Here is a 23213-nt window from a genome sequence, read left to right as displayed (position 1 = left end):
GTCTATAAATTTGGCATTTTCACGCTTGGGGAAACACATGAGGCTGCTGCATCGTTTTACTTCGGTTATAGGCGCCACCGCCTTGGTATTCGCCGGGCTCGTGCCCCCAGCCCACGGTGCTATCAGCCCTGCAGACTGCTTCGAGTACATGGATGAGACCGCTAGTGTCGTCGTGGGTTTGTCCTGCAAGAACGTGGCATCGTTGCAGGAACTGCCGATGACGCGCGATATCCAGTGGATCGGCGTCGACACCCAGAAGGAGCAGGCGCTCGGTGGGCTGGAAGTCCTGGCCGCCAACCCCCAGTTGCAATCGGTGCGGATCAATAAGGCTCCACAGGAAATCATCGCGGAACTAGCCAAGCTGCCAGTGCTGGAGTCACTGTCATTGACATTCCCTAAGGGGCAGCAGGTGCAGCTGGCTGGGCTGGGACAGTTGTCTGACCTGAAGGAACTTGAAGTGCTCGCCACGAGTTCGACGGATTATCGCTGGGCCAAGGATCTGTCTGATCTCGAAGTACTGGATCTGGCTAGCTACACCAAGCCGCTCATCGAACTGAAGATCGGTGCCAGCACGGAAATTGAACCGGTGATCACGGTGGATGGCAGTGTGCTCAAGCCGTGGGAATACACCCGCGAACGAATCCTAGGCCAGATCAGCCCCACCGGATTCACCGCGAACAAAGCTGGATTCGCGGGTGTGGCGGCTGAACTCACCGACTTCGAGGCGGTGATCCCGGGACAGGAGAATCTGAAGTCTGTCAGCTACGCAGCCAGCTGGCACATTGGCGTGCGCGATACTGCCCAGCTCGGCCGAATTTCACTGAACAGGAACCCGTCGCTGGCGGGCCATGACGCGGCGGTCGTGGGAGATGCCCTGCTGGCACCGACAACCAATTACCCATACACGGCCCTGCAGTGGACCCGCAACGGGGCACCGATTCCCGGTGCCGTGGGAGAGAGCTACCAGCTGGTGCGCGAAGACTCCAAGAAAGTCATCGCGCTGAACTATGAGACGAAAGCAGTTCGTCAAAACGGCGAAGTATGGGTCCCCTCGGCGCAGGGGACGATGAAGTACGGAGCGCCGATTGCCGCGACAGTCGCCTCGATCGCCGAGCCGACGATCAGCGGCAGCAAGATCGTGGGACAGAAGCTCACCGCTTCCCTCGACGCCGCATACTTCCCGGAGTTCACACGCCATTATCAGTGGCTAGTCGACGGTTTCGAGATTCCGCGGGCTACCGCGAAAACCTATACCCCACCTCAGTCCTATGCCAACCGCAAGATCGCCGTGCGGGCAACTCTGCACGCGGCGGACGGAGAATCGGTATGGCTGCCGGCCAGCTCGGCAGTCAAGGTCGTCAAGGGTACGATCACGGTTGCCAAGCCAAAGGTCTCTGGAACCTCAAAAGTCGGTTCCAAACTCACCGCCAAGGCCGCCACACCGGCTCCCTCCGCCCAGTCCACTAAGTACCAGTGGCTGCGCAGCGGCCAGAAGATCAAAGGTGCCACGGCAAAGACCTACGCGCTCAAACCCGCAGATCTGAACCAACGGATCTCAGTCTCGGTGACCTATGCCAAGGCCAACTACACTACCAAGACCGTGACCAGCACTGCGACCGGGAAGATCGCAGCCGCCAAGCTCAAGGTCCTGAAGAAGCCGGTGATCACCGGCAAGAAATCCACCGGCAAGACCTTGAAAGCCACGGCAGGCAGCTACAACACTAAAAACGTGAAGATCTCCTACCAATGGACGCGCTCCGGAAAGATCATCCCCAAGGCCACCAAGCCGAACTACAAGGTCGTCAAAGCCGATGCCCGGAAGACCTTGGGCGTGTGGGTGACGGCCTCGAAACCCGGCTACACCACCGTGCTAACCAAGGTGAGCAAGAAGTAACTGGGCACGCTATACCGCAACCGCGGACAGGAACTTGCTGGCTGCCAGCGCCGCCTTCCTCCCTGCCCGGGTAGCGCCCAAAGTCGAGGCCGACGCGCCATAGCCGACGAAGAACAGCCCCGGCACCGCCACGGCGGCCACCCCGTCCTCCATCAGGATGCCGCCTTGAGCCGTGTGCAGTTTCAGATCGCGCAAATGCCGGTGGGCATGCCGGAAGCCGGTCGCCCACAGGATCGCATCGATCTTTTCGCGTGACCCGTCGGAGAAGACGACGGCGTCGGATTCCAGCCGGTCGATTTTCCCCCGCGAAACCAGCGCCCCGGAGGCGATCCCGGCACGCATCTTCTCGGTGAGCGGCAACCCGGTGGTGCCCACCACCGACTTCGGCGGCAGCCCTGCACTGGTGCGCTCGTTGACCTGGCGCTCCACTTCCTGGCCCCATTCGGCACCGGTGGGAACGTCGCGCCAGTCCGGTGCGCTGCGCGTGGACCACAGGGTATCCACGCCGGCAGCGCGCAACTGCACGATGAACTGGGTGGCACTGGCGCCGGCCCCGACCACCAAAACGCGCTGCCCGGCGAATTGCTGCGGGGAGACGAAGCCATTTGTGTGCACCTGCGGACCGTCGAAGTGCCCGGGGTAGACCGGCCAGAACGGATTGCTCCAGGTGCCGGTGGCGTTGATGATGGTGCGCGCCCGGTAATCCGCATCGGCGTGCACCACGAAGTGCTCGCCGTCCTGCTGGACCGAGGTCACCGGTGCGCCGTGGCATACCGGCAACGCGAAGCGCTGTTCGTATTCCGCATAGTATTCGGACACCACCTGCGAGGCCGGTCGGGTGGAATCCTGCACTTCGAGCGGGAAATCGGGCAAGGGGTGGATATGATGCGCGTCGCCCAGCGTGAGGGTATCCCAGCGGTGCTGCCAGGCCCCGCCTGGTGCAGGGTTCGCATCGAGCACCAGGAAGTCGATGCCGCGCTTGGCCAGATGGTAGGCGGCGGCAAGCCCGGCTTGCCCTGCGCCGATCACGATTGTCGAGTACACGCTTAAGGTAACCCTGCGCACTTCAAAGTCATTCCCGAAGCCATTTTCGCTACACTGGAACGCGTGACTGGCGTTAGGTGGGTAACCACCAGGGAGCTAATCGTGCGAGCCGCGCGCCTGGGTTTGCACACCACCCGCCTTGGGAACAGGGCACCTACGGAAGGAACAGCGTGAGCGCACGCATTCTCGACGGCAAGGCCACCGCGGCCGCCATCAAGCAGGAACTGGCCGAACGCGTTACCAAGCTCAAGGCTGCCGGGCACACCACCGGACTGGGCACCATCCTGGTCGGCAACGACCCGGGCTCGGCCTGGTATGTCGGTGGCAAGCACAAGGACTGCGCCGAAGTGGGCATCGAGTCGATCCGTGTGGACCTGCCCGAGGAAACCACCCAGGACGAGCTGCTGGCCAAGGTGCACGAGCTGAACGAGAACCCGGACTGCACCGGCTACATCGTGCAGCTGCCGCTGCCCAAGCACATCGATACGGACGTGATCCTCGAAGCCATGGATCCGGCCAAGGATGCCGACGGCCTGCACCCGATGAACCTGGGCCGCCTGGTCGCCAACGTCAACCGCCCGATGGCCTCCCCGCTGCCATGCACCCCGCTGGGCTGCGTGGAACTGCTGGCCCGCCACGATATCGACCTGAACGGCAAGCACGTGCTGGTCCTGGGCCGCGGCGTGACCATCGGCCGCCCGGTCGGCCTGCTGCTGACCCGCCGCGACGTGAACGCGACCGTCACCCTGGCCCACACCGGCACCACCAATCTTCCTGAACTACTCGCCCAGGCCGATGTCATCATCGCCGCCGCTGGCGTGCCGCACATCATCAAGGCCGACGCCATCAAGCCCGGCGCGATCGTGCTCGACGTGGGTGTCTCCCGCGTGGATGGCAAGGTCACCGGCGACGTTGATCCGGCTGCTGCCGAGGTCGCGTCGTGGATCTCGCCTAACCCGGGCGGCGTGGGTCCGATGACCCGCGCGATGCTGCTGAACAACGTGGTCGAGGCCGCAGAGCGCAACGCCCGCTAGTCTCAACCAAGCCCGCGCCGGTTCCCGGCGCGGGCTTTGCTGTACTCCCGCGGGAGCACTGCGCGCACGCCGCCAGTGGCATGTGTCGACTCGGCCCGCCAGAGCATCCTCGGTTTCATGAGAAGACGAGCGCTGTTCCTCCCCATGGCCGTCGCCGTCATCCAGATCGTGGGCACGCATATGGCCGCTTGGCGCCAAGGCGTCGATCTCACGGTCGGGACGGTGGCGCTGTTGCTGGCCGGGCCAGCCCTCTTGATTTTCCGGCGGCGATCGCCGGGCCTGGCCGCGGCCGGAAGCGCTGCATTGAGCGATCCGCGCCGGGCCGAACTGACCGCCCGGGAGCGCGAAGCGCTGATCCAGGTCGCACCGGAAAGAACAGCGCCGAGATCGTCGCGGAACTTTCATCCCCCGCTGACCGCAAAAACCCATGTTTCGCGGATCATTGGCAAGCGGGGGTTCACGGTCGCACCTCGCTGGTGGACCTTGCCTGCGAATCCGGCTTGACCACGCCCAGTCAAGCGCTGGGCAGCTCGTAACCCGCGCCGGATTGGGACGCAATTCTCAACTTGTCGGATAAAGTGGTGGTGGAATCATCACACGCAACAAACACTATCGAGGTACCCATGACGGAAAATACTGGCGGCCAGCCACAGCGCCCTTACGAGCAACCACAGCAGCCCATCCAGATCAACAACCACATTGTTGTGGTGAACCAGAAGAGCACGCTCCTGGCCTACGTCCTATGGTTCTTCCTCGGCCAGCTGGGCATCCACAAGTTCTATCTCGGCCAGGTTGTGGCGGGCGTCGTGTACCTGGCCCTGGGTGTTATCGGCTGGGCCACGACCTTCATCCTGATCGGCTGGGTGCCTTTGGGCGTGCTGTGGATCTTGCTCATTATCGACATTTTCACCATCCCGGGCACGGTGCAACGCATCAACCAGCGCGGCGCCACCCGATACATGGCATAGCGTACCGGCAGTCTGCCCAGGGAAGTGCACGGCCAGTGCACAGTGCCTTCCGTTGGCGGATGTGCCGGTGGGCGGATCGAGGCAGAGTGGATGCATCCGTTCCCACTGCCCAGGGAGCATCATGATCACGACTCTCGCCCACGCCGCAGGCTAGGTATAAGGCCCGTTCTGGTTCTACCCGATTTCCTGATTCCTGGTGATCGCCGGTCTTCACTTTCAAGCGCCGCCGCTGGCAGCACCAAGGCCCGGCCAGTGCAGAAGGGTGTTGCGCGAACGCTTCGTTCGCGGGGAGATCGATGACACCGAGTCGCGCCAGCGCCTGGAAGTCTTGCGCACCAAGATGAAGTAGCAGAATGCACAAATGGCCCGTTCCAAAAGGAACGGGCCATTTTCATGGAGATTAGGCGTCCTGCGTGGACTTCACGGCTTCAGCGCGGCGCTTGTCGAAGACCAGCGCGCCGACTTCCTGCTCCGCTTGGTTGCGGAAGGACAGGTCGATGCCCGAGCGGTCGCGGATCATGCTGACCGCGGTGAAGGAAATCGTGACGACAACCAGCAGGTAGATCGCCACCGCGGTGGTGCCACCGGTTGCTTGCACCAGCGCCTGGGCGATGGTCGGCGCGAATGCGCCGCCGACGATCGCGCCGATCGCGTAGGAGATCGAGACGCCGGAGAAGCGTACCGAGGCCGGGAACAGCTCCGAGTAGAGCGCCGCCTGCGGGCCGTAGGTCAGCCCCAGTCCGATGGAGAACAGGCCGAAGGCCAGGTAGAGCAGGCCCAGCGAGCCGGAGTTGACCAGTGCGAAGACCGGGAAGAGCGAAGCTGCCAGAATAATGAAGCCGATCTGGTAGGTGCGCTTGCGCCCGATCTTGTCGGCCAGCAGGCCAGCGACCAGGGTCATGACCAGCCATACGGCGGCGCCGAAGGCCACGGCGACCAGCACGTCGGTGCGCTCCAGCCCGACCGGGCCATCAGGGTTGGTGGTGTAGGCCTGGAAGAAGCCGCCGGTGGTCATGTAGCCTGCGGCGTTGTTGCCGGCGAAGACCAGCGCGGCAATGAGCACCAGTGGCCAGTGCTTCTTGAACAGCACCAGGATCGGCACGGCGGTCTGCGCCTTGTTCTCGCTGATTTCCTCGAAGACCGGGGACTCGTCCACCGAGCGGCGCACGAAGTAGCCGACGGCGATCAGGATAATCGACACCAGGAACGGAACGCGCCAGCCCCATTCGAGGAACGCATCGCCGGGGGAGATCACCCCGGTCATCAGCGCCATGGTGCCCGAAGCTAGCAGCATGCCCAGTGGCACGCCCACCTGCGGGTAGGAGCCTGCGCGGCCGCGGTGGCCGTCGGAGGCGTGCTCGACGGCCATCAGCACTGCGCCGCCCCATTCGCCGCCAGCGGAGATGCCCTGCAGGATGCGCAGCAGCAGCAGCATGATCGGCGCCCAGATGCCTGCGGTCTCGTAGGTCGGCAGCACGCCGATCAGCGTGGTGGCTGCACCCATCAGCGCCAGGGTCAGGACCAGCATCGCACGGCGGCCGATCTTGTCGCCGAAGTGCCCGGCCAGGAATGCGCCCAGCGGGCGGAAGAGGAAGGACAGGCCGACCGAGGCGAAGGAGATCAGCAGTGCGATCTCCTGGCCTGCTGGTTCGAAGAACAGCTGGCTGAAGACCAGGCCTGCTGCGGTGGCGTAGATGAAGAAGTCGTACCACTCCACGGTGGTTCCGATGACCGTCGCGAAAGCTACGCGGCGCTGGTTGGCCTTGGCGGCCTTGGATTGTGTCATAGTGCTTCCCTTGCGAGTGGTACCGAGGCGTCGATCACTGGCACCTGAGTTTTGGGTCACTCCAGTGTGGCACCAAGCACAAGTAAGGTAAACTTCAAATATCTGCAAAACTTCTGAAGGCTGGCTTATGTATTCGATGCGCCATCTGGAAATCATGGCTGAACTTCCCGCCCACAGCACGCTCGGTTCGGCGGCCAGCGAATTGAGAATCTCGGAATCGGCCTTGTCGCAGGCAATTACCGCCATCGAGAAGCATGCCGGGGAGACGTTGTGCCTGCGCCGCAAGGCCCACGGGATCCGGCTCACCGCTTCGGGTCAGCACTTCGCCGCCATGGCCCGGAAGATCCTTTCCGATGTCGGCGAATTGCGTGCAACATTCCCGCAAACCGAAGGAGCGCTGCGCGGGCCGGTGCGCTTCGGCTGCTTCGCTTCGCTCTCTCCGCACCTGATTCCGGCCACGCTGGAAGGGTTCGACCACCCCGAGGTGCAGCTCGATGTGCGCGTAGGCACCCACGAGGACTTGCTGCCGGCCCTGCGAGAGGGCGAGATCGATGTTGCTTTCGTCTATGACCTGCAGCTGCCCGCGGACATGGACAAGCAGAGGATCTACCAGACCGAGATGCAGGTCGTGCTGCATCCCGAGCACCGGCTGGCCAACCTCGCCCGGCCGCTGGAATTGGCCGACCTGGTCGACGAATCGCTGATCATCTACGAGTCCGACCCGAGCACCGAACACCAGCAGCAGCTCTTCGCCTCCCAGGGCCTGCAGCCCAGGATCGCCGCCTCGGTCCCGCAGATGATCCTGGTCTCCGCGATGGTGGGCCGCGGCCTGGGCTACGGGCTGCTCATGCGCCGCCCGAACAATGCCGAGGTCTCCATCGAGGGCCGCCCGCTGGCCTTCCGCGAGCTCAAGGCCCCCAACTACCCGAACGCGGTCGTGGCGATCACGCCCAAGGGGGTCCAGATCCCGGCCCGCGTCCAGGCGCTGATCGACCACTGCACCTGCGCGATGGCTGAGTCCTGGTAGACGCGCACCCCCGGGGCGCGCATAATGGCCACATGATTGGCACGTGGCAGGCCATGGTCATCGACTGCGAGGACCCCGATGCACTGGCCGGATTCTATGAACAGCTCCTCGGGATGGTGCGCATCGACAACGAGCCCGACTGGGTTTCCATTGGCGATGCGCCGGACCATCCTGCGCTCGCCTTCCAAGCGGTCAGCCCGTACGTGGCCCCGCAGTGGCCTGGGCATGTGCACCCGCAACAGGCGCATATCGACGTGAAAGTCGCCGACCTGGACCTGGCCGAAGAACAGGTGCTGCACCTCGGTGCGCGCTCGACCGGCGAAGGGTCCAAGACCTTCAGGGTCTATCTGGACCCGCAGGACCACCCGTTCTGCCTGGTGAGCTGGTAGCCGCGTAGGCGATCTTCGCCGCCTGCAGCCGGGTCGAGACCCCGAGCTTGGCCAGCACCTGGGAGACATGCGTCTTCACGGTGCTCTGCCCGATGCCCAGCCGCTGCGCCAATTGCGGGTTGCTCAGCCCTTCGGCCAACCCGTCGAGCACCTCGCGTTCCCTGCCGGTCAAGCCATCGGGCAGCTTCGCGGTGCCGGGTTCCGGCGCCAGCGCCCGGGCCAGGATCCGCGAGGTCACCTGCGGATCCAGCACCGATTCGCCGCGGGCCGCGGCCCGCACGCCCATGATGATCGCCTGCGGTTCGGCGCTCTTGAGCAGGAACCCGTGCGCCCCGGCCTGCAGTGCGCCAAAAAGGTACTGGTCGTCATCGAAGGTCGTGAGCACCACGACGCGGCAGCTGCCATGCAGTGCCTTGGTGGCCTCGATGCCATCGAGCACCGGCATGCGCAGGTCCATCAGGATGACGTCGGGGGACAGGGCACGGGCCATGGAAATGGCCGATCGCCCGTCGGCCGCTTCGCCCACGACTTCCAGGTCTTCCGCGGCCTGCAGCACCAGCCGGATCCCCATGCGCACGGTCGCATGGTCATCGACGATCAGGACTTTCACGGCTTCTCCATTGCTTCAATTGGTCCGGGGAATTCCACGCGCACCTCGAAATCCGGGCCGGTGCGTACCCCGAACCGGCCATCGAGCGCGGCGACGCGGGTGCGGATATTCTCCAGCCCGGTGCCCGCCCCCGGGCCGCGGCTGGCATCGTGCCGCAGGCCATTGCTCGCCGTGATCGCCAGGCCCTGGTCCTGGACCACGCTCAGTTCCAGGGTAGTGCCCGGCGCATGCTTGGCGTGGTTGACCAGCAGCTCGCAGACCGTGCGGTGCGCGGCGGTATGCACCGCAGGGCTGAAGCGCTGCGGATGCGCGACCCGGTACTCCCAGCGCACCGGGCTGCCGAATCCGGCCACCAGCTCCGGCAGATCCTCGATCCGCGCCTGCAGCGCAGGGCCCCCGGCATGCAGCATCCGCACCATCGCGGCCATGTCTTCCAAGCCGGACACCGACTCATCGCGGATGCTCTGCAACGGAGCCCGCACCTCCTGGGGTGCGGCCGGAAGCAGGGCGCCGGAGAGCAGCGCGATTGACGAGAACCTGGCCGAGAGCACGTCATGCATCTCGCGGGCCAACGCAGTGCGCTCCTGGACGCGGGAAAAGTCGTGCTCGGCGACCAGCTGGTCTTCGCGGGCATCGGCCGCCGACTGCACAGCCTCTGCCCGCTGGGCTTCGGCTTTGGCCAGCTCCTTGGCGGTGCGCACATTCTCGGCCCAGAGCATCGGGGTGAAGAGGATGAAGCCGGCCATGAACAGGGCCAGCACCACCTCCTGCGGATTCCCGGTGCCCAGCCAGGTGGCGATGGCCAGCGAGGTGGCGGCCAGGCACAGCAGCGCCAGCGCCACCGTCCGCGTGCGCACCGAACCGAGCAGGAACAACCCGAAGACGCATTCGAAGACCAGGAAGTACCCGCCCAGGCTTCCCACGGCCAGCAAGCCGGCGCCGGCGAGCAGCATGGCCACGGAGCTGGCTACGAGAAAACGGCGACGGACCAGCACAGCGGCCAAGCCGATGAGCAGCAAGACGATCCACTCGTACCCGCGGATCGCAAACCATGGGGGATTGGCCAGTCCCGAAAGATGCAAGACGACGGTGAGCACCAGATAGGTGCCGACGACCTCGGGTTCCTTGTCGCCGCTGCCCATCCGCCGAATGAAGTCCATGCTTCCAGCATCCCCGAACTGGCTGCCCGCCGGTATCCCCCTTAAGGAGGAGAAGGCGCAGCCCACTGGCCGATACCGCGATCCGGCAGGCCGCGGAACAGTGGAACCCATGGACATCATGACAAGCAATCCCGAACTATCCCTTCTCATCCTGGCGCTGATCGATTCGACCAGCATCGGCACCCTGGTCATTCCGCTGTGGCTGCTGCTGCGGGGACGCCGCGCGGCCATTGCCAAGGTCCTGGCCTATCTGCTGGTGATCGCCGGCTTCTACTGGGTCATCGGCGTGCTGCTGCGCAGCGGGTTGCTGCTCATCGACCCGGCCATCTTCGAGCACCGGTTCTTCCGGCTGGCGGCAATGGCCGCCGGGGCGCTGATGATCATCTGGGCGCTCACCTACCGCACCGATGCGCAGAAGGAAGCCAGCGCACGGAAAGCCAGCGCACGGAAAGCTCTCGCGCATGGCGGGCCGGCACCGGCAGCGCCGGAACCGGCGGACCCCGCCGGCCAGGTGCCGCTGCGCCTGCGCAGCCGCTTGGGCACTGCGCTGGATACCCGCACCGGGTTGATTGCCCTGGCCCTGTTCGCCGGCCTGCTGGAACTTCCCACGATGCTTCCCTACCTCGCAGCCGTTGGCGTCATGCAGGGCGCCGGCTGGGGCACCGGCCTGCAGCTGCTCGCGCTGGTCGGCTACTGCCTGGTGATGATCGTCCCGGCATTGGTGCTGGTTGGCGCGCTTGCGCTCGCCGGCCCGCGCATCGAGGCCTGGCTGCAGAAAATGGGGGCCAAGGCCTCGGCCTACGCCCAGGAAACCCTTGGCTGGGTGGTGGGCATCGGCGGATACCTGCTGATTCGCGCGAGCCTTTCCGGGCAGGACCTGCACAGCCTGTTCGGCTAGCCACGCTGTGGGCGAAAGGGCACGGTTCCAATTGGCTTGAAGCGGGGTAATGATGCGAGAATTGACGGCATGGAACCTCTAGGCAGCAGCGCGAAGCAGGGCAGGAAAGTCACCCTGAACGCATCAACTTTGGCAATGTCCGTCATGGTCATCGTCCTTCTGGTGGCAGTGGTATTCGCTGCCAACTCCAACCAGATCGTCGGCTGGTTTGTAGTCGTCATCTCCGCCGGTTGGCTGCTGCTGGCCGCATTCATGATGTTCGGCCTCAAGCGGGGCGCCGAGAAGATCAACAACTCGCTGCGCGAAGCCACCGCGGCGGCCACCCCGCGCGCCCAGCCCGGCACTGTGGTGGTTGACGAAGCCACCAGCCAGCGCGACATGAAGCTGGATCACTCGTTCAAGATCGTCCAGGTCCAGGCACGCGTGATCGCCGAACAGCGCCAGAGCCGGGGCGAGGATCACGAGGGCATGATCGACCGGGCACTGGAGACGATCCAGATGACCGCGACGAATGCGCGGGACATGATCAAGCCGGCCAAGCCGATGGATGGCGAAATCATCGACTAATTGTCCAGGGCAACGCGCAAGCGTTGCCCTTTTTCGTTGCCCGTGTTCCGGCGCAGGCCAGATCAGCGCGTAATCGATCGCATAATTTTGTAAGCTGGAACAGTGATACCTACCAGTGTGGAAATTCTCAACAAGGACGCCGGCGCGCTGCGCGTCGCGTCGGTCAACGTCAACGGCATTCGCGCGGCCTACAAGCGCAATATGGCGGACTGGATCGCCGCCCGTGACGTGGACATCCTGTGCCTGCAGGAAGTACGTGCACCGGACAAGATCCTGCGCGACCTGATTGGCGAGGGTTGGCATATCCTGCATGCCGAGGCCAAGGACAAGGGCCGCGCAGGCGTCGCCGTCCTCTCGCGCACCGAGCCGGTAGCCGTGCGCGAGCACATCGGCGAGGACTACTTCGCCGAATCCGGCCGCTGGGTCGAGGCGGACTTTGATATCAACGGCGAGAGCTTCACCGTCGTCTCGGCCTACGTCCATTCCGGCGAGCTGGGCACCCAGAAGCAGGAAGACAAGTACCGTTTCCTGCAGCGCATGAACGTGCGCCTGGTGGAATTGAAGAACGAGAAGGACCACGTCCTGGTGGTAGGCGATTTGAACGTCGTGCACACCGAAAAGGACATCAAGAACTGGAAGCCGAACCACAACAAGCGCGCCGGCGTGATGGACGAGGAGATCGCCTACTTCGACGGGTTCTTCGGTGAGATCGGCTACAAGGATGTGGCGCGCGAGCTGGCCGGCGACGTGCAGGGACCGTACACCTGGTGGTCCTTCCGCGGACAGGCCTTCGACAACGACGCCGGTTGGCGCATCGACTACCACATGGCCACTCCGGCGCTAGCCGCCAAGGCCATTAAGTCCCACGTAGACCGTGCCTCGGCCTACGATTTGCGCTTCTCCGACCATGCACCGCTGGTCGTCGACTACCAGTTCTAAGGAAAACCATGGAAACTTCCCGTCCCCGCGTCCTGTCCGGAATGCAGCCATCGGGCGATTCGCTGCACCTGGGCAACTACCTGGGCGCGCTGGTCAATTGGGTCAAGACCCAGGATGACCACGACGCATTCTTCTTCATCCCGGATATGCACGCGATCACCGTCTCGCAGGATCCGGCGGAGCTGCGCGCGCGTACCCGAAAGACCGCTGCGCAGTTCATCGCCGGCGGCATCGACCTGGACAAGTCCACCCTGTTCGTCCAGTCGCAGGTCCCCGAGCATGCGCAGCTGGCCTGGGTGCTGAACTGCATCACCGGTTTCGGCGAAGCCAGCCGCATGACCCAGTTCAAGGACAAGTCCTCCAAGGGCGGCGCGGATGCCGCCAGCGTCGGGCTGTTCACCTACCCGGTCCTGATGGCCGCGGACATCCTGCTCTACCAGCCCGAAGGGGTCCCGGTGGGCGATGACCAGCGCCAGCATGTGGAGCTGGCCCGCGATCTGGCCAAGCGCTTCAACCACCGTTTCGGGCAGACCTTCACCGTGCCGGAGGCGTTCATCCCCAAGGAAGGCGCACGCATCTACGACCTGCAGAACCCGACCTCGAAGATGTCCAAGTCCGCCGAATCCCCTGCCGGCTTGATCAACGTCCTGGATGAGCCGAAGCTGATCGCCAAGCGCATCAAGTCCGCGGTGACCGACGCCGGGTCCGTCGTGGCCTACGACAAGGCCGAGAAGCCGGGCGTTTCGAACCTGCTCGATATCCTGGCTGCCGTGACCGGCAAGAATGTGCCAGAACTGGTCAACGAGTTCGAAGGCAAGATGTACGGGCATCTGAAGGTGGCTGTGGCAGAAGCCGTGGTGGAGCAGCTGGCTCCCATCCGCACCCGTACCCTGGAGCTGCTCGATGATCCGGCGGAGCTGGATCGCCTGCTGCTTGCCGGTGCGGCCAAGGCGCGCGTCGTCGCGTCGAAGACCGTTGCCGACGTCTACCAGAAGGTCGGCTTCCTGCCGCCGCTGGGAGTCTAAGAGCCAATGGTTTTCGAGTACACCCTGGGCGTGGTGATCCCGGTGCCGCAGCCGCACCGCGAGACTCTGCGCGCGTGGCGCCAGGAATACGGGGGAGAGGCCACCGCGCCGATTGCCCCGCATATCACCTTGGTGTCCGGGTCGTACCTGAATTCCTGGGAGAAGGCGGCTGCCCAGGTGCGCCGGGTAGCCGCCACGGCGGAGCCCTTCACCATCCATCTGGGTCCGGCCCGGACCTTCCGGCCGGCCAGCGAAGTAGTCTTCCTGCCGCTGGAAACCGGAGCGGACGAATGCTGGAAGCTGCACCGCGCGCTGCTGGGCGACGCGCTGAGGCACGAATCGGCTTTCGCCTACCATCCGCACCTGACCATCGCGCAGAACGTGGCTGCACGGCAATTGGACGCCGCGCAGGCAGCATTGGGCGAGGCGCACCTGTCCTTCGCAGCGGATCGTATCCATTTGTTCGATACCCGTGGCGGGGATTGGAACTTCAGCGAGCAGATTCCGCTGGGTTCCTCGCTTGCCTAGTTCACCCTGCAGAAAACGCCAGCCTCGCGGCTGGCGTTTTCCGTGTCGGCTGGCGAGTCACTTCTGGCGGACGTTGGCCTCGATCTTCGCTCCGGTATCGGCGTCGATGTTCTTCCAGTATTGGATCGCGTTGGACAGCACCGGCTCGATGACGCCATCCAGCGCCCCGGTGACGGTGTCCACCAGTTCGGCGCGCTGGGCATCATCCATCACCTCGCGGACCAGGATGCCGGGTTGTACGAAGTCCCCATCGTCCTTGCGCAGCGTGTAGGCCTCGCGGACCAGTTCGCCGTCGGACTCGAAGGAATTCTCCGCCGGTCCGGTTTCATCGCTCCATGAATCCCCGAAGGAGTTCGGCGCATAGACGCTGCGATCCCCGGTGTGATCGTAGGTCATGCTCCCCTCGAAGTTGTACGAGTGGACCGGGCACTTGGGCTTGTTCACCGGCAGCTGCTGGAAGTTGGTGCCGATGCGGTAGCGCTGCGCATCCGCGTACGCGAAATTGCGTCCCAGCAGCATCTTGTCAGGACTCATCCCCATGCCCGGGACCATGTTCCCGGGGGAGAATGCGGCCTGCTCGATTTGCGCGAAGAAGTTCTCCGGGTTCCGGTTCAGCGTCATGGTGCCGACCTTGATGCGCGGATAGTCCTTCTTGGACCAGACCTTGGTCAGGTCGAAGGGGTTGAACCGGTAGGTCTTGGCTTCCTCGTAGGGCATGATCTGCACGTACAGGTCCCACTGGGGAAAATTTCCGGCCTTGATGGCATCGAACAGGTCGCGACGGTGGAAGTCGGCGTCGGATCCGGCCAGTGCCTCGGCCTGCGCCCCGCGCATGGTCTCGAACTTCTCGGACTGCTTGTTCAGGAAATGGTACTTGACCCAGAATTTCTCTCCGGCAGCATTGACCCACATGTAGGTGTGCGAGCCGTAGCCGTTCATTTCGCGCCAGGTCTTGGGCAGGCCGCGCTGGCCCATGATGTAGGTGACCTGGTGGGCGGATTCCGGATTCTGCGTCCAGAAGTCCCACTGCATGGTTCCATCGCGCAGCCCCGAATCGGGCAGCCGCTTCTGGGAGCGGATGAAGTGCGGGAACTTCATCGGATCGCGCACGAAGAACACCGGCGTGTTGTTCCCGACCAGATCGAAATTGCCTTCGGAAGTGTAGAACTTCATCGAGAAGCCGCGCACATCGCGCCAGGTGTCGGGAGAGCCGAGCTCGCCGGCAACGGTGGAGAAACGCATCAGCGTTTCGGTTTTCACGCCAGGCTGGAACAGGGCCGCCTTGGTGTACCGGGATACGTCCTCGGTGGTTTCGAATTCGCCGAAGGCTCCGGAACCCTTGGCATGCGGGCGGCGCTCGGGAACGTTCATCCGGTTGAAATGTTGCAGGGTCTCGACCAGATGATGATCGTGCAGCACGATGGGGCCGTTGGCGCCCACCGTCAGCGAGTTGCGGTCGCTGGCTGCCGGGATTCCTGCTTGGGTTGTCGAGGTGGTTTCTTCACTGGCCATGTTTGCTCCTCAGCTATGTGGTGCATTGGGAAAAGGGCGAGTACTGCCCATCATGCCACGCGAGGCGGGGGCGTTGAAGGGATGCAAAAAGGGCCCGAACCGTTGAACGGTTCGGGCCCTCAGCGCGTCCTTAGACGGTGCGCGCCAGAATTGCCTGCTTGACCTCGGCGATAGCCTTGGTCACCTGGATGCCGCGTGGGCATGCTTCGGTGCAGTTGAAGGTGGTGCGGCAGCGCCACACGCCTTCCTTGTCGTTCAGGATCTCCAGGCGCATGTCGCCTGCATCATCGCGCGAGTCGAAGATGAAGCGGTGGGCGTTGACGATCGCGGCCGGGCCGAAGTACTGGCCATCGGTCCAGAACACCGGGCAGGAGCTGGTGCAAGCAGCACACAGGATGCACTTGGTGGTGTCGTCGAAGATCTCGCGATCCTCGGCGGACTGGTAGCGTTCCTTGGTTGGCTCGTGGCCCTTGGAGATCAGGAATGGCATGATCTCGCGGTAGGACTGGAAGAACGGTTCCATGTCGACGATGAGGTCCTTTTCAAGGGGCAGGCCCTTGATGGCTTCAACGGTGATCGGCTTGGAGGTGTCCAGGTCCTTGAGCAGGGTCTTGCAGGCCAGGCGGTTGCGGCCGTTGATGCGCATGGCATCGGAACCGCACACGCCGTGGGCGCAGGAGCGGCGGAACGACAGCGAGCCGTCCTGCTCCCACTTGACCTTGTGCAGGGCGTCCAGCACGCGGTCGGTGCCGTACATGGTCAGCTTGAAATCTTCCCAGTATGCGTCCGCAGTAGCCTCTGGCAGGTAGCGGCGAACGCGCAGGGTGATGTCGAAGCTCGGGATCTCTCCGCCGCCGCCAACGCCTGGCTTCAGGTCGATCTTTGACGGTGGTTCTGGCAGTTCGGTGCTCATTAGTACTTACGCTCCATTGGCTGGTAACGGGTAAAGACCACTGGCTTGGTCTCCATGCGGATGCCCTTGATGTCCTCGGTGACGGCTTCTGCGTCACGGTAGGACATCGAGTGCTTCATGAAGTTCTCATCGTCGCGGTCTGGGAAGTCCTCGCGGTAGTGGCCGCCGCGGGATTCCTTGCGGTGCAATGCAGCAACGGTGATGACCTCGGCCAAGTCGAGCAGGAAGCCCAGCTCGATGGCTTCGAGCAGATCCAGGTTGAAGCGCTTGCCCTTGTCCTGGATGCTGATGTTCTTGTAGCGCAGGCGCAGATCCTCGATCACGTCGCGCGCTTCCTTCAGCGAACGCTCGTCGCGGAATACCTGGACGTTGGCGTCCATGGTCTCCTGCAGGATCGAGCGCAGGTCCGAGACGCGCTCGGTGCCGTTGCCGGTCAGCACGCCGTCGATCTGCGCGGTGACGAATGCTTCCGGGTTCTCCGGCAACTCGACGAAGTCGGCGGTCTTGGAGTACTCGGCAGCGGCAACGCCGGCGCGCTTGCCGAACACGTTGATGTCCAGCAGCGAGTTGGTGCCCAGGCGGTTCGAGCCGTGGACCGATACGCAAGCAACCTCGCCGGCAGCGAACAGGCCAGGAATGACGGTGTCATTGTCCTGCAGCACTTCGGTGTTGATGTTGGTTGGAACGCCACCCATTGCGTAGTGCGCAGTGGGGTAGACAGGCACCGGATCGGTGAATGGCTCGACACCCAGGTAGGTGCGGGCGAACTCGGTGATGTCCGGCAGCTTGGATTCGATGTGCTCTGGTTCCAAGTGGGTCAGATCCAGCAGCACGTAGTCCTTGTTCGGGCCGCAACCGCGGCCTTCGCGGACTTCGTTGGCCATCGCGCGGGCCACGATGTCACGTGGTGCGAGGTCCTTGATGGTCGGCGCATAGCGTTCCATGAAGCGCTCGCCATCCGAGTTGCGCAGGATCGCGCCTTCGCCACGTGCGCCCTCGGTGAGCAGGATGCCCAGTCCGGCAAGGCCCGTTGGGTGGAACTGGAAGAACTCCATGTCCTCCAGCGGCAGGCCCGAGCGGAAGGCGATGCCCATGCCGTCACCGGTCAGGGTGTGCGCGTTGGAGGTGGTCTTGAAGACCTTGCCGGCGCCGCCCGAGGCGAAGATGACCGACTTGGCCTGGAAGACGTGCAGTTCGCCGGTAGCCAGGTCGTAGGAGACGACGCCGGCAACGCGCTTCTGCTTGTAGGCGGTGCCGTCCTCGCGGTAGGCATCTTCTTCGACCATCAGCAGGTCGAGCACGTAGTACTCGTTGTAGAACTCGACGTTGTGCTTGACGCAGTTTTGGTACAGGGTCTGCAGGATCATGTGGCCCGTGCGGTCAGCTGCGTAGCATGCGCGTCGCACGGCGGCTTTGCCGTGGTCGCGGGTGTGGCCGCCGAAGCGGCGCTGGTCGATCTTGCCCTCTGGGGTTCGGTTGAATGGGAGGCCCATCTTCTCCAGGTCCAGCACGGCGTCGATGGCTTCCTTGGCCATGACCTCGGCTGCGTCCTGGTCAACCAGGTAGTCGCCACCCTTGATGGTGTCGAACGTGTGCCACTCCCAGTTGTCTTCCTCGACGTTGGCAAGTGCTGCGCACATGCCGCCCTGGGCCGCACCGGTGTGCGAGCGGGTTGGGTAAAGCTTGGTTAGCACTGCGGTGCGTGCGCGCTGACCGGATTCGATCGCTGCACGCATGCCTGCACCACCGGCACCGACGATAACAACGTCGTACTTATGTACCTGCATTCTTGATGCTCTCTTTTCTAAAAATCTGTGTGGCTATTGGCTGGAACTAGGGGAGTTCCAATTAGCACTGCGGCAGGGTGCTGCCGGCTACGCATGGATCGAAGGTGAAGATCACCAGGGAACCAAGCACGATGATGAAGATCGTGGCGACGTACAGGATGCCCTTGAGCCATGCACGGGTAGCGTGCTTCTCTGCGTAGTCGTTGATGATGGTGCGCACGCCGTTGGTGCCGTGCAGCATGGCCAGCCACAGCATGGCCAGATCCCAGAACTGCCACAGCGGCGAGGCCCACTTGCCGGCCACGAAGCCGAAGCTGATGCCGGAGATGCCTTCGCCGACCATCAGGTTGGAGATCAGGTGTCCGAAGATCAGGACGATCAGCACGACGCCGGAGAGGCGCATGAACAGCCATGCCAGCATTTCGAAGCTTCCGCGGGACTTTGGTCCGCGCTTGTACTTTGGATCAATGCGCTGGCTGCGAGGAGCAGGAATAGAAACGCTCATGGCTTAGTGGCTCCCAAATGCGATCGACAGGTGACGGATGGCGAAGCCCGCAAAGACGATGACCCAGAGGATCAATACGCCCCAGAGCAACTGGCGCTGGTACTTGGTACCCTGCTTCCAGAAGTCGACCAGGATCAAGCGCAGACCGTTGAATGCGTGGAAGAGGATTGCTGCAACCAGACCGGTTTCACCAAGTGCCATCCACGGGGTCTGGTAGGTGCTAATGATTGCGTCGTAGGCGCCGGCATCGACACGGACCATGGCCGTATCGAGCACGTGCACCAGCAGATAAAGAAAAATAACGACACCGGTGACTCGGTGTCCCACCCAGGACCACATGCCTTCATGGCCGCGGTATAGGGTGCCTGACGAAGTCTTCGACACTGAACTAAACCTCCAAGGCTCGCAACGGCGCATGTGTATATTGCACACAATGAGATTTGACGCACTTGTGCGAGCGTTCCTTGTGCGAGTCTAAACCACTTGGCTAGCTCCAATCTATTTCGTGTCTCCTTCCTGTGAGCATGTTCACCGAAAAGGGGTAATTATGCGCTAAAAGGCCGAAATCCCGCCCGTAATACCTCATGCGATGTTTTCGTATTTAATCTGTTGCACAGGTTTCAATGGACAGGATTATCCACCGAATGAATTAGTCTGGAAGGCGTGAATGCAGACCTATTAGCCCGATTCCACGGCGTGATCCCCGCCGGCGGCGTCGGCACCCGATTGTGGCCCCTCTCCAGGGCTTCCGCTCCGAAGTTTTTGCACGATCTGACCGGATCCGGATCCACGCTGATCCGCGCCACCTATGACCGCCTGGTCCCGCTGGCCGGCGAACGGATCATGGTGGTCACCGGGCGTGCGCACCGCGGAGCCGTAGTGTCCCAGTTGCCCGAGCTGTGCGACGAGGACCTGGTGCTTGAGCCGGAGCCGCGCGACTCGGCCGCCGCCATCGGCCTGGCCGCCGCGATCCTGTACCGCCGCGACCCGAGCATCATCATGGGCTCCTTCGCCGCGGACCAGGTCATCGAGCCGGTTGAGGTGTTCCAGGCCGCTCTGAGCGAAGCGATCCACACCGCTGCGACCGGCAAGATCGTGACCATCGGCATCCACCCGACGCACCCTTCCACCGGTTTCGGCTACATCCAGACCGGCCAGCCGCTGGAGGTGCCCAATGCGCCGTCGGCGCGCGGCGTGGTGCAGTTCGTGGAGAAGCCCGATGAGGACACTGCCCGCAAGTACCTGGCCTCGGGCGGGTTCCTGTGGAATGCCGGCATGTTCGTCGCGCCGGTGAGCCTGATGCTCAAGCACCTGGAAGCCAACGAGCCGGCGCTGTACACGGGCCTGATGAAGATCGCCGATGCCTGGGAGACCGATCAGCGCGAAACCGTGATGCGCGAAGTCTGGGCCGATCTGCCGAAGATCGCCATTGACTATGCGGTGGCCGAGCCGGCCGCCGCGGCCGGGGACGTCGCGGTGATCCCGGGCGTTTTCAACTGGGACGACGTGGGCGACTTCGCCGCGATCGGCCGCTTGAACAAGGCCAGTGCCGAGGAGGGCATCATCAACCTGGGCGGCGAGTCGGTGCGCGTGTATGCCGACAGCGCTACCGGCGTGGTCTATTCGGACCGCCCGCGCGTGGTGGCCTTGGTCGGGATCGAGGACGTGGTCGTGGTGGATACCGCCGACGCGTTGCTGGTGACCACCAAGGAGCATGCGCAGAAGGTCAAGCAGACCGTGGAGGCCTTGAAGGCCGACGGCGCTACCGAGGTGCTCTAGCACAGCAGGATTGCGAACGGGGCGAGCTGGCCGGCAATAGGTCGGCGCGCCCCGTTTCCCTTGCCTGATGTTGCGCAATGCGCCCGAACATTACGGAAAACTGTCATTTTCTGCACCGTGCCGAGTATCTTCAAAAGGTGTCCACCGTGAATGAAAATGGCAATCCGGCTTCCGTCAGCGACTTCACCGAGCCGCTGATCGACCAGCTGATCGGCTTCCGCAGGGAACTGCATCGCAACCCGGAGCTGTCCTTTGCTGAGCACCAAACCACCGAGCGGATTCTCGAAACCCTGCGTGCTGCCGGGCTGGCTCCGCAGAAAATGGCCGACACCGGCGCCTTCGTGGACATTGGCGAAGGGCCCATCCGCATCGCCTTCCGTGCCGACATCGACGCGCTGCCGGTGGTGGAGGAAACCAACCTGGACTTCGCCTCGATGACCCAGGGCGTGGCGCACGCCTGCGGCCACGACATCCACACCACCGTGATGATTGGCGTGGCCTTGGCCCTGGGCAGGATCCATGCCGCCGGCAAGCTCGATGGCTGCGTGCGGGTGATCTTCCAGCCCGCCGAGGAGAAGCTTCCCGGCGGGGCGCTGTCGGTGATCGAGCAGGGCTTGCTCGATGGCGTGCCGCGGGTGCTCGCGCTGCATTGCGACCCGCGGATCGACGCCGGGCATATCGGCACCCGCATCGGTGCGATCACCTCGGCCAGCGACACCATCCGCATCGAGGTCAACGGCCGGGGCGGGCACACCTCGCGCCCGCACCTGACCGAAGACATCGTTTTCGCGATGAGCCAGATCGCCACCCAGGTCCCGGCCGTGCTCGGACGCAAGGTCGACGTGCGCTCGGCCGTCTCGGTGGTCTGGGGCCAGATCCATGCCGGCAGCGTGCCGAACGCGATCCCCGCCACCGGATACCTGGCCGGCACCATGCGCTGCCTGGACGGCGATGTCTGGTACGAGGCCGGTGAGCTGCTGGACCAGGCCGTGCGCCAGATCGCCGCTCCCTACGGAGTGGAAATCAAGCTGCAGCACACCCGTGGAGTGCCTCCTGTGGTCAACGCTCCGGCGGAGACCGCATTGATCGAGGACGCCGCGCGCCGCGAGTTCGGGGCCGAGGCCATCGAGCTGACTCCGCAGTCCATGGGCGGGGAGGACTTCGCGTGGATGACGCAGAAGGTTTCCGGTGCGATGCTGCGGCTGGGAACCCGCACCCCGGGCGGCAAAACCTATGACCTGCACCGCGGGGACTATATCCCGGACGAATCGTGCATTGGCGTGGGGGTTCGCATCATGGCGGCCGCCGCCATGCAGGCTGTGCGCGAGGCGAACGCCAAATAGGGCGTTGGCCACATCAAACCCGAAAGTTTTTAACATTTCTTTGACGCTTTAACAATTCGGTCAGTGACTTGGGCGTTGGCGTTAAGCGCTTGCCGTTTTGCGGCCCGTAAGTTATCTGTTTGTAATCTTTATCGTCTTTACCTGTGACATATCTCCGATAGGCTATGGAAACGATGGGAATGCTATGACTTTTGGTGTGCTCGAGTAAGGCCTAGGCAATGAAGCCTTGCACGAGGGTCAGGTGTCTTGCCTCCCGCATTATCTCGCAAGATTCTTTGGAGGAACAGATGCGCTTCGTATCGCGCAAGACCGGTATGGCTGCAGCCATGCTCGGCATCTCGGCATTAGCTTTGAGCGCCTGCGGCGCTGCACCGGAAGAGACCAGCTCGGCTGGCCAGTTCCCGGACTACGTTGGCTGCATTGTGTCCGACTCCGGTGGATTCGACGACCAGTCCTTCAACGAATCTTCCTTCCGCGGCTTGAAAAACGCCGAGAAGGACCTGGGCATCCAGACCAAGGATGCCGAGTCCAAGTCGAACGCCGACTTCGCGACCAACCTCAACGGCATGGTCAACGCAGGCTGCGACCTGACCGTCACCATCGGCTTCCTGCTGGGCGACGCAACCGCTGAGGCTGCCGCGGCCAACCCGGACAAGAACTTCGCCATCGTCGACTTCCAGTACGAGAAGCCGATCGAAAACGTCAAGCCGATCATCTACGACACGGCCCAGGCTGCCTACCTGGCAGGCTACGCAGCAGCTGCCGCTTCGAAGACCGGCACCGTTGCCACCTTTGGCGGCATCAAGATCCCTACCGTCACCATCTTCATGGACGGCTTCGCTGACGGCGTGGCCAAGTTCAACGAAGACAAGGGCAAGGACGTCAAGCTGCTGGGCTGGGACAAGAAGAAGCAGGACGGCACCTTCTCCGGCGACTTCGAGAAGCAGGATAAGGGCAAGCAGATCACCAAGAACTTCATCGCTTCCGGCGCTGACGTTGTCATGCCTGTCGCCGGCCCAGTGGGCAAGGGCGCTGGCGCTGCAGTGGTCGAGGCCAACGACGGCGGCAAGGAAGCCAAGCTCGTGTGGGTCGACTCCGACGGCTTCCTGACCGCTCCCGACTACAAGGACGTCATGCTGACCTCGGTCGTGAAGACCATGGACACCGCAGTCGAAGATGTCATCCGCACCGATGCCGAGGGCAAGTTCGACTCGACCCCGTACGTGGGCACCTTGGAGAACGAGGGCGTTGCACTGGCACCGTTCCACAACTTCGATGAGGAAATCGGCGAAGACACCAAGAAGGAGATCGATGCCCTGAAGCAGCAGATCATCTCCGGTGAGCTGGAGATCGAATCGGCCTCCAGCCCCAAGTAGGTCTAGGCAAACCAGCCATGGAGCGCGTCACCGCTCGCCGCAATACAGCGGTGGGCAGGTGACGCGCTTTATGCCTGCCTAAGGGCCAAAACAACCTGCAAGCAAGAACCTCGCCAAACGAACAATGAA

General features: G+C 63.4%; 23 protein-coding genes. 14 read left to right on the top strand and 9 right to left on the bottom strand.

Annotation, left to right across the window (positions count from 1 at the left end; translation table 11 throughout):
* Positions 1-148: 148 nt before the first annotated feature.
* The gene (locus tag AC1Z36_RS17085) at positions 149-1894 is read left to right on the top strand and encodes a hypothetical protein (protein WP_400342514.1); all 1746 of its coding nucleotides are present in this window, start codon (positions 149-151) and stop codon (positions 1892-1894) included.
* A gap of 9 nt (positions 1895-1903) precedes the next feature.
* Here AC1Z36_RS17085 and AC1Z36_RS17080 read toward each other — a convergent pair whose 3' ends face one another.
* The gene (locus AC1Z36_RS17080) at positions 1904-2938 is read right to left on the bottom strand and encodes a flavin-containing monooxygenase (protein ID WP_483561488.1); all 1035 of its coding nucleotides are present in this window, start codon (positions 2936-2938) and stop codon (positions 1904-1906) included.
* Between the two features lie 170 nt (positions 2939-3108).
* Here AC1Z36_RS17080 and AC1Z36_RS17075 point away from each other — a divergent pair, with 170 nt between their 5' ends.
* The 3 genes from AC1Z36_RS17075 to AC1Z36_RS17065 all read left to right on the top strand — a co-directional run bounded on the left by AC1Z36_RS17075 (position 3109) and on the right by AC1Z36_RS17065 (position 4940).
* Positions 3109-3972, top strand: a complete 864-nt coding sequence (locus AC1Z36_RS17075; protein WP_483561487.1) for a bifunctional methylenetetrahydrofolate dehydrogenase/methenyltetrahydrofolate cyclohydrolase — start codon at positions 3109-3111, stop codon at positions 3970-3972.
* A 117-nt stretch (positions 3973-4089) separates the two neighbouring features.
* On the top strand, positions 4090-4476 hold the full coding sequence (locus AC1Z36_RS17070) for a hypothetical protein (protein ID WP_483561486.1): 387 nt from the start codon (positions 4090-4092) through the stop codon (positions 4474-4476).
* A gap of 119 nt (positions 4477-4595) precedes the next feature.
* Positions 4596-4940, top strand: a complete 345-nt coding sequence (locus AC1Z36_RS17065) for a TM2 domain-containing protein (RefSeq protein ID WP_193058526.1) — start codon at positions 4596-4598, stop codon at positions 4938-4940.
* A 400-nt stretch (positions 4941-5340) separates the two neighbouring features.
* Here AC1Z36_RS17065 and AC1Z36_RS17060 read toward each other — a convergent pair whose 3' ends face one another.
* Positions 5341-6726, bottom strand: coding sequence for an MFS transporter (locus AC1Z36_RS17060; protein WP_483561485.1), 1386 nt, complete (start codon positions 6724-6726; stop codon positions 5341-5343).
* A 127-nt stretch (positions 6727-6853) separates the two neighbouring features.
* Here AC1Z36_RS17060 and AC1Z36_RS17055 point away from each other — a divergent pair, with 127 nt between their 5' ends.
* On the top strand, positions 6854-7753 hold the full coding sequence (locus AC1Z36_RS17055; RefSeq protein ID WP_105657412.1) for a LysR family transcriptional regulator: 900 nt from the start codon (positions 6854-6856) through the stop codon (positions 7751-7753).
* Positions 7754-7785: 32 nt separating this feature from the next.
* Positions 7786-8142, top strand: coding sequence for a VOC family protein (locus AC1Z36_RS17050; RefSeq protein ID WP_105657413.1), 357 nt, complete (start codon positions 7786-7788; stop codon positions 8140-8142).
* Here AC1Z36_RS17050 and AC1Z36_RS17045 read toward each other — a convergent pair.
* Positions 8090-8752 carry a response regulator gene (locus AC1Z36_RS17045; protein WP_402735661.1) on the bottom strand — a complete coding sequence of 221 codons (663 nt, stop codon included), beginning with the start codon at positions 8750-8752 and terminating at the stop codon, positions 8090-8092. The genes AC1Z36_RS17050 and AC1Z36_RS17045 overlap by 53 nt on opposite strands.
* The gene (locus AC1Z36_RS17040; RefSeq protein WP_483561484.1) at positions 8749-9912 is read right to left on the bottom strand and encodes a sensor histidine kinase; all 1164 of its coding nucleotides are present in this window, start codon (positions 9910-9912) and stop codon (positions 8749-8751) included. The genes AC1Z36_RS17045 and AC1Z36_RS17040 overlap by 4 nt, the downstream gene beginning before the upstream one ends.
* 109 nt (positions 9913-10021) lie before the next feature.
* Here AC1Z36_RS17040 and AC1Z36_RS17035 point away from each other — a divergent pair, with 109 nt between their 5' ends.
* From AC1Z36_RS17035 to AC1Z36_RS17015, 5 genes are all read left to right on the top strand, one after another.
* Positions 10022-10810 (top strand): GAP family protein, encoded by a 789-nt coding sequence (locus AC1Z36_RS17035; protein ID WP_483561483.1) that lies wholly within the window; start codon positions 10022-10024, stop codon positions 10808-10810.
* Between the two features lie 69 nt (positions 10811-10879).
* Positions 10880-11377, top strand: coding sequence for a hypothetical protein (locus tag AC1Z36_RS17030; RefSeq protein ID WP_105661688.1), 498 nt, complete (start codon positions 10880-10882; stop codon positions 11375-11377).
* Between the two features lie 102 nt (positions 11378-11479).
* The gene (locus AC1Z36_RS17025; protein ID WP_133833097.1) at positions 11480-12316 is read left to right on the top strand and encodes an exodeoxyribonuclease III; all 837 of its coding nucleotides are present in this window, start codon (positions 11480-11482) and stop codon (positions 12314-12316) included.
* A gap of 8 nt (positions 12317-12324) precedes the next feature.
* Positions 12325-13341, top strand: coding sequence for a tryptophan--tRNA ligase (trpS, locus tag AC1Z36_RS17020; protein ID WP_133833096.1), 1017 nt, complete (start codon positions 12325-12327; stop codon positions 13339-13341).
* 6 nt (positions 13342-13347) lie between these two features.
* Complete coding sequence (locus AC1Z36_RS17015; RefSeq protein ID WP_133833095.1) at positions 13348-13869, top strand: 2'-5' RNA ligase family protein; 522 nt, start codon at positions 13348-13350, stop codon at positions 13867-13869.
* Positions 13870-13926: 57 nt separating this feature from the next.
* Here the strand turns inward: AC1Z36_RS17015 and AC1Z36_RS17010 are convergent, their stop codons facing one another.
* The 5 genes from AC1Z36_RS17010 to sdhC all read right to left on the bottom strand — a co-directional run bounded on the left by AC1Z36_RS17010 (position 13927) and on the right by sdhC (position 19003).
* Positions 13927-15381, bottom strand: coding sequence for a catalase (locus tag AC1Z36_RS17010; RefSeq protein WP_332489296.1), 1455 nt, complete (start codon positions 15379-15381; stop codon positions 13927-13929).
* Between the two features lie 130 nt (positions 15382-15511).
* A complete protein-coding gene (locus AC1Z36_RS17005; RefSeq protein WP_105661693.1) occupies positions 15512-16294 on the bottom strand; it encodes a succinate dehydrogenase iron-sulfur subunit in 783 nt (260 codons plus the stop codon).
* Positions 16294-18081, bottom strand: coding sequence for a succinate dehydrogenase flavoprotein subunit (sdhA, locus tag AC1Z36_RS17000; protein ID WP_105661694.1), 1788 nt, complete (start codon positions 18079-18081; stop codon positions 16294-16296). The genes AC1Z36_RS17005 and sdhA overlap by 1 nt, the downstream gene beginning before the upstream one ends.
* A gap of 61 nt (positions 18082-18142) precedes the next feature.
* Positions 18143-18586, bottom strand: coding sequence for a succinate dehydrogenase hydrophobic membrane anchor subunit (locus AC1Z36_RS16995; protein ID WP_105657424.1), 444 nt, complete (start codon positions 18584-18586; stop codon positions 18143-18145).
* A gap of 3 nt (positions 18587-18589) precedes the next feature.
* Positions 18590-19003 (bottom strand): succinate dehydrogenase, cytochrome b556 subunit, encoded by a 414-nt coding sequence (gene sdhC / locus AC1Z36_RS16990; RefSeq protein WP_388025151.1) that lies wholly within the window; start codon positions 19001-19003, stop codon positions 18590-18592.
* Positions 19004-19249: 246 nt separating this feature from the next.
* On the opposite strand from sdhC, the gene AC1Z36_RS16985 reads away from it, so the two are divergent.
* From AC1Z36_RS16985 to AC1Z36_RS16975, 3 genes are all read left to right on the top strand, one after another.
* A complete protein-coding gene (locus AC1Z36_RS16985) occupies positions 19250-20365 on the top strand; it encodes a mannose-1-phosphate guanylyltransferase (RefSeq protein WP_133833093.1) in 1116 nt (371 codons plus the stop codon).
* A 146-nt stretch (positions 20366-20511) separates the two neighbouring features.
* Positions 20512-21708: an amidohydrolase gene (locus AC1Z36_RS16980; protein ID WP_105657427.1), complete on the top strand. Its 1197-nt coding sequence runs from the start codon at positions 20512-20514 to the stop codon at positions 21706-21708.
* A gap of 287 nt (positions 21709-21995) precedes the next feature.
* Positions 21996-23084, top strand: a complete 1089-nt coding sequence (locus AC1Z36_RS16975; RefSeq protein WP_105657428.1) for a BMP family lipoprotein — start codon at positions 21996-21998, stop codon at positions 23082-23084.
* Positions 23085-23213 lie beyond the last annotated feature (129 nt).

The organism is Glutamicibacter sp. BS14 (assembly GCF_056934375.1).
Note: the sequence above shows the minus strand (reverse complement) of the source record. Positions and strands in the feature narration are given on the sequence as shown.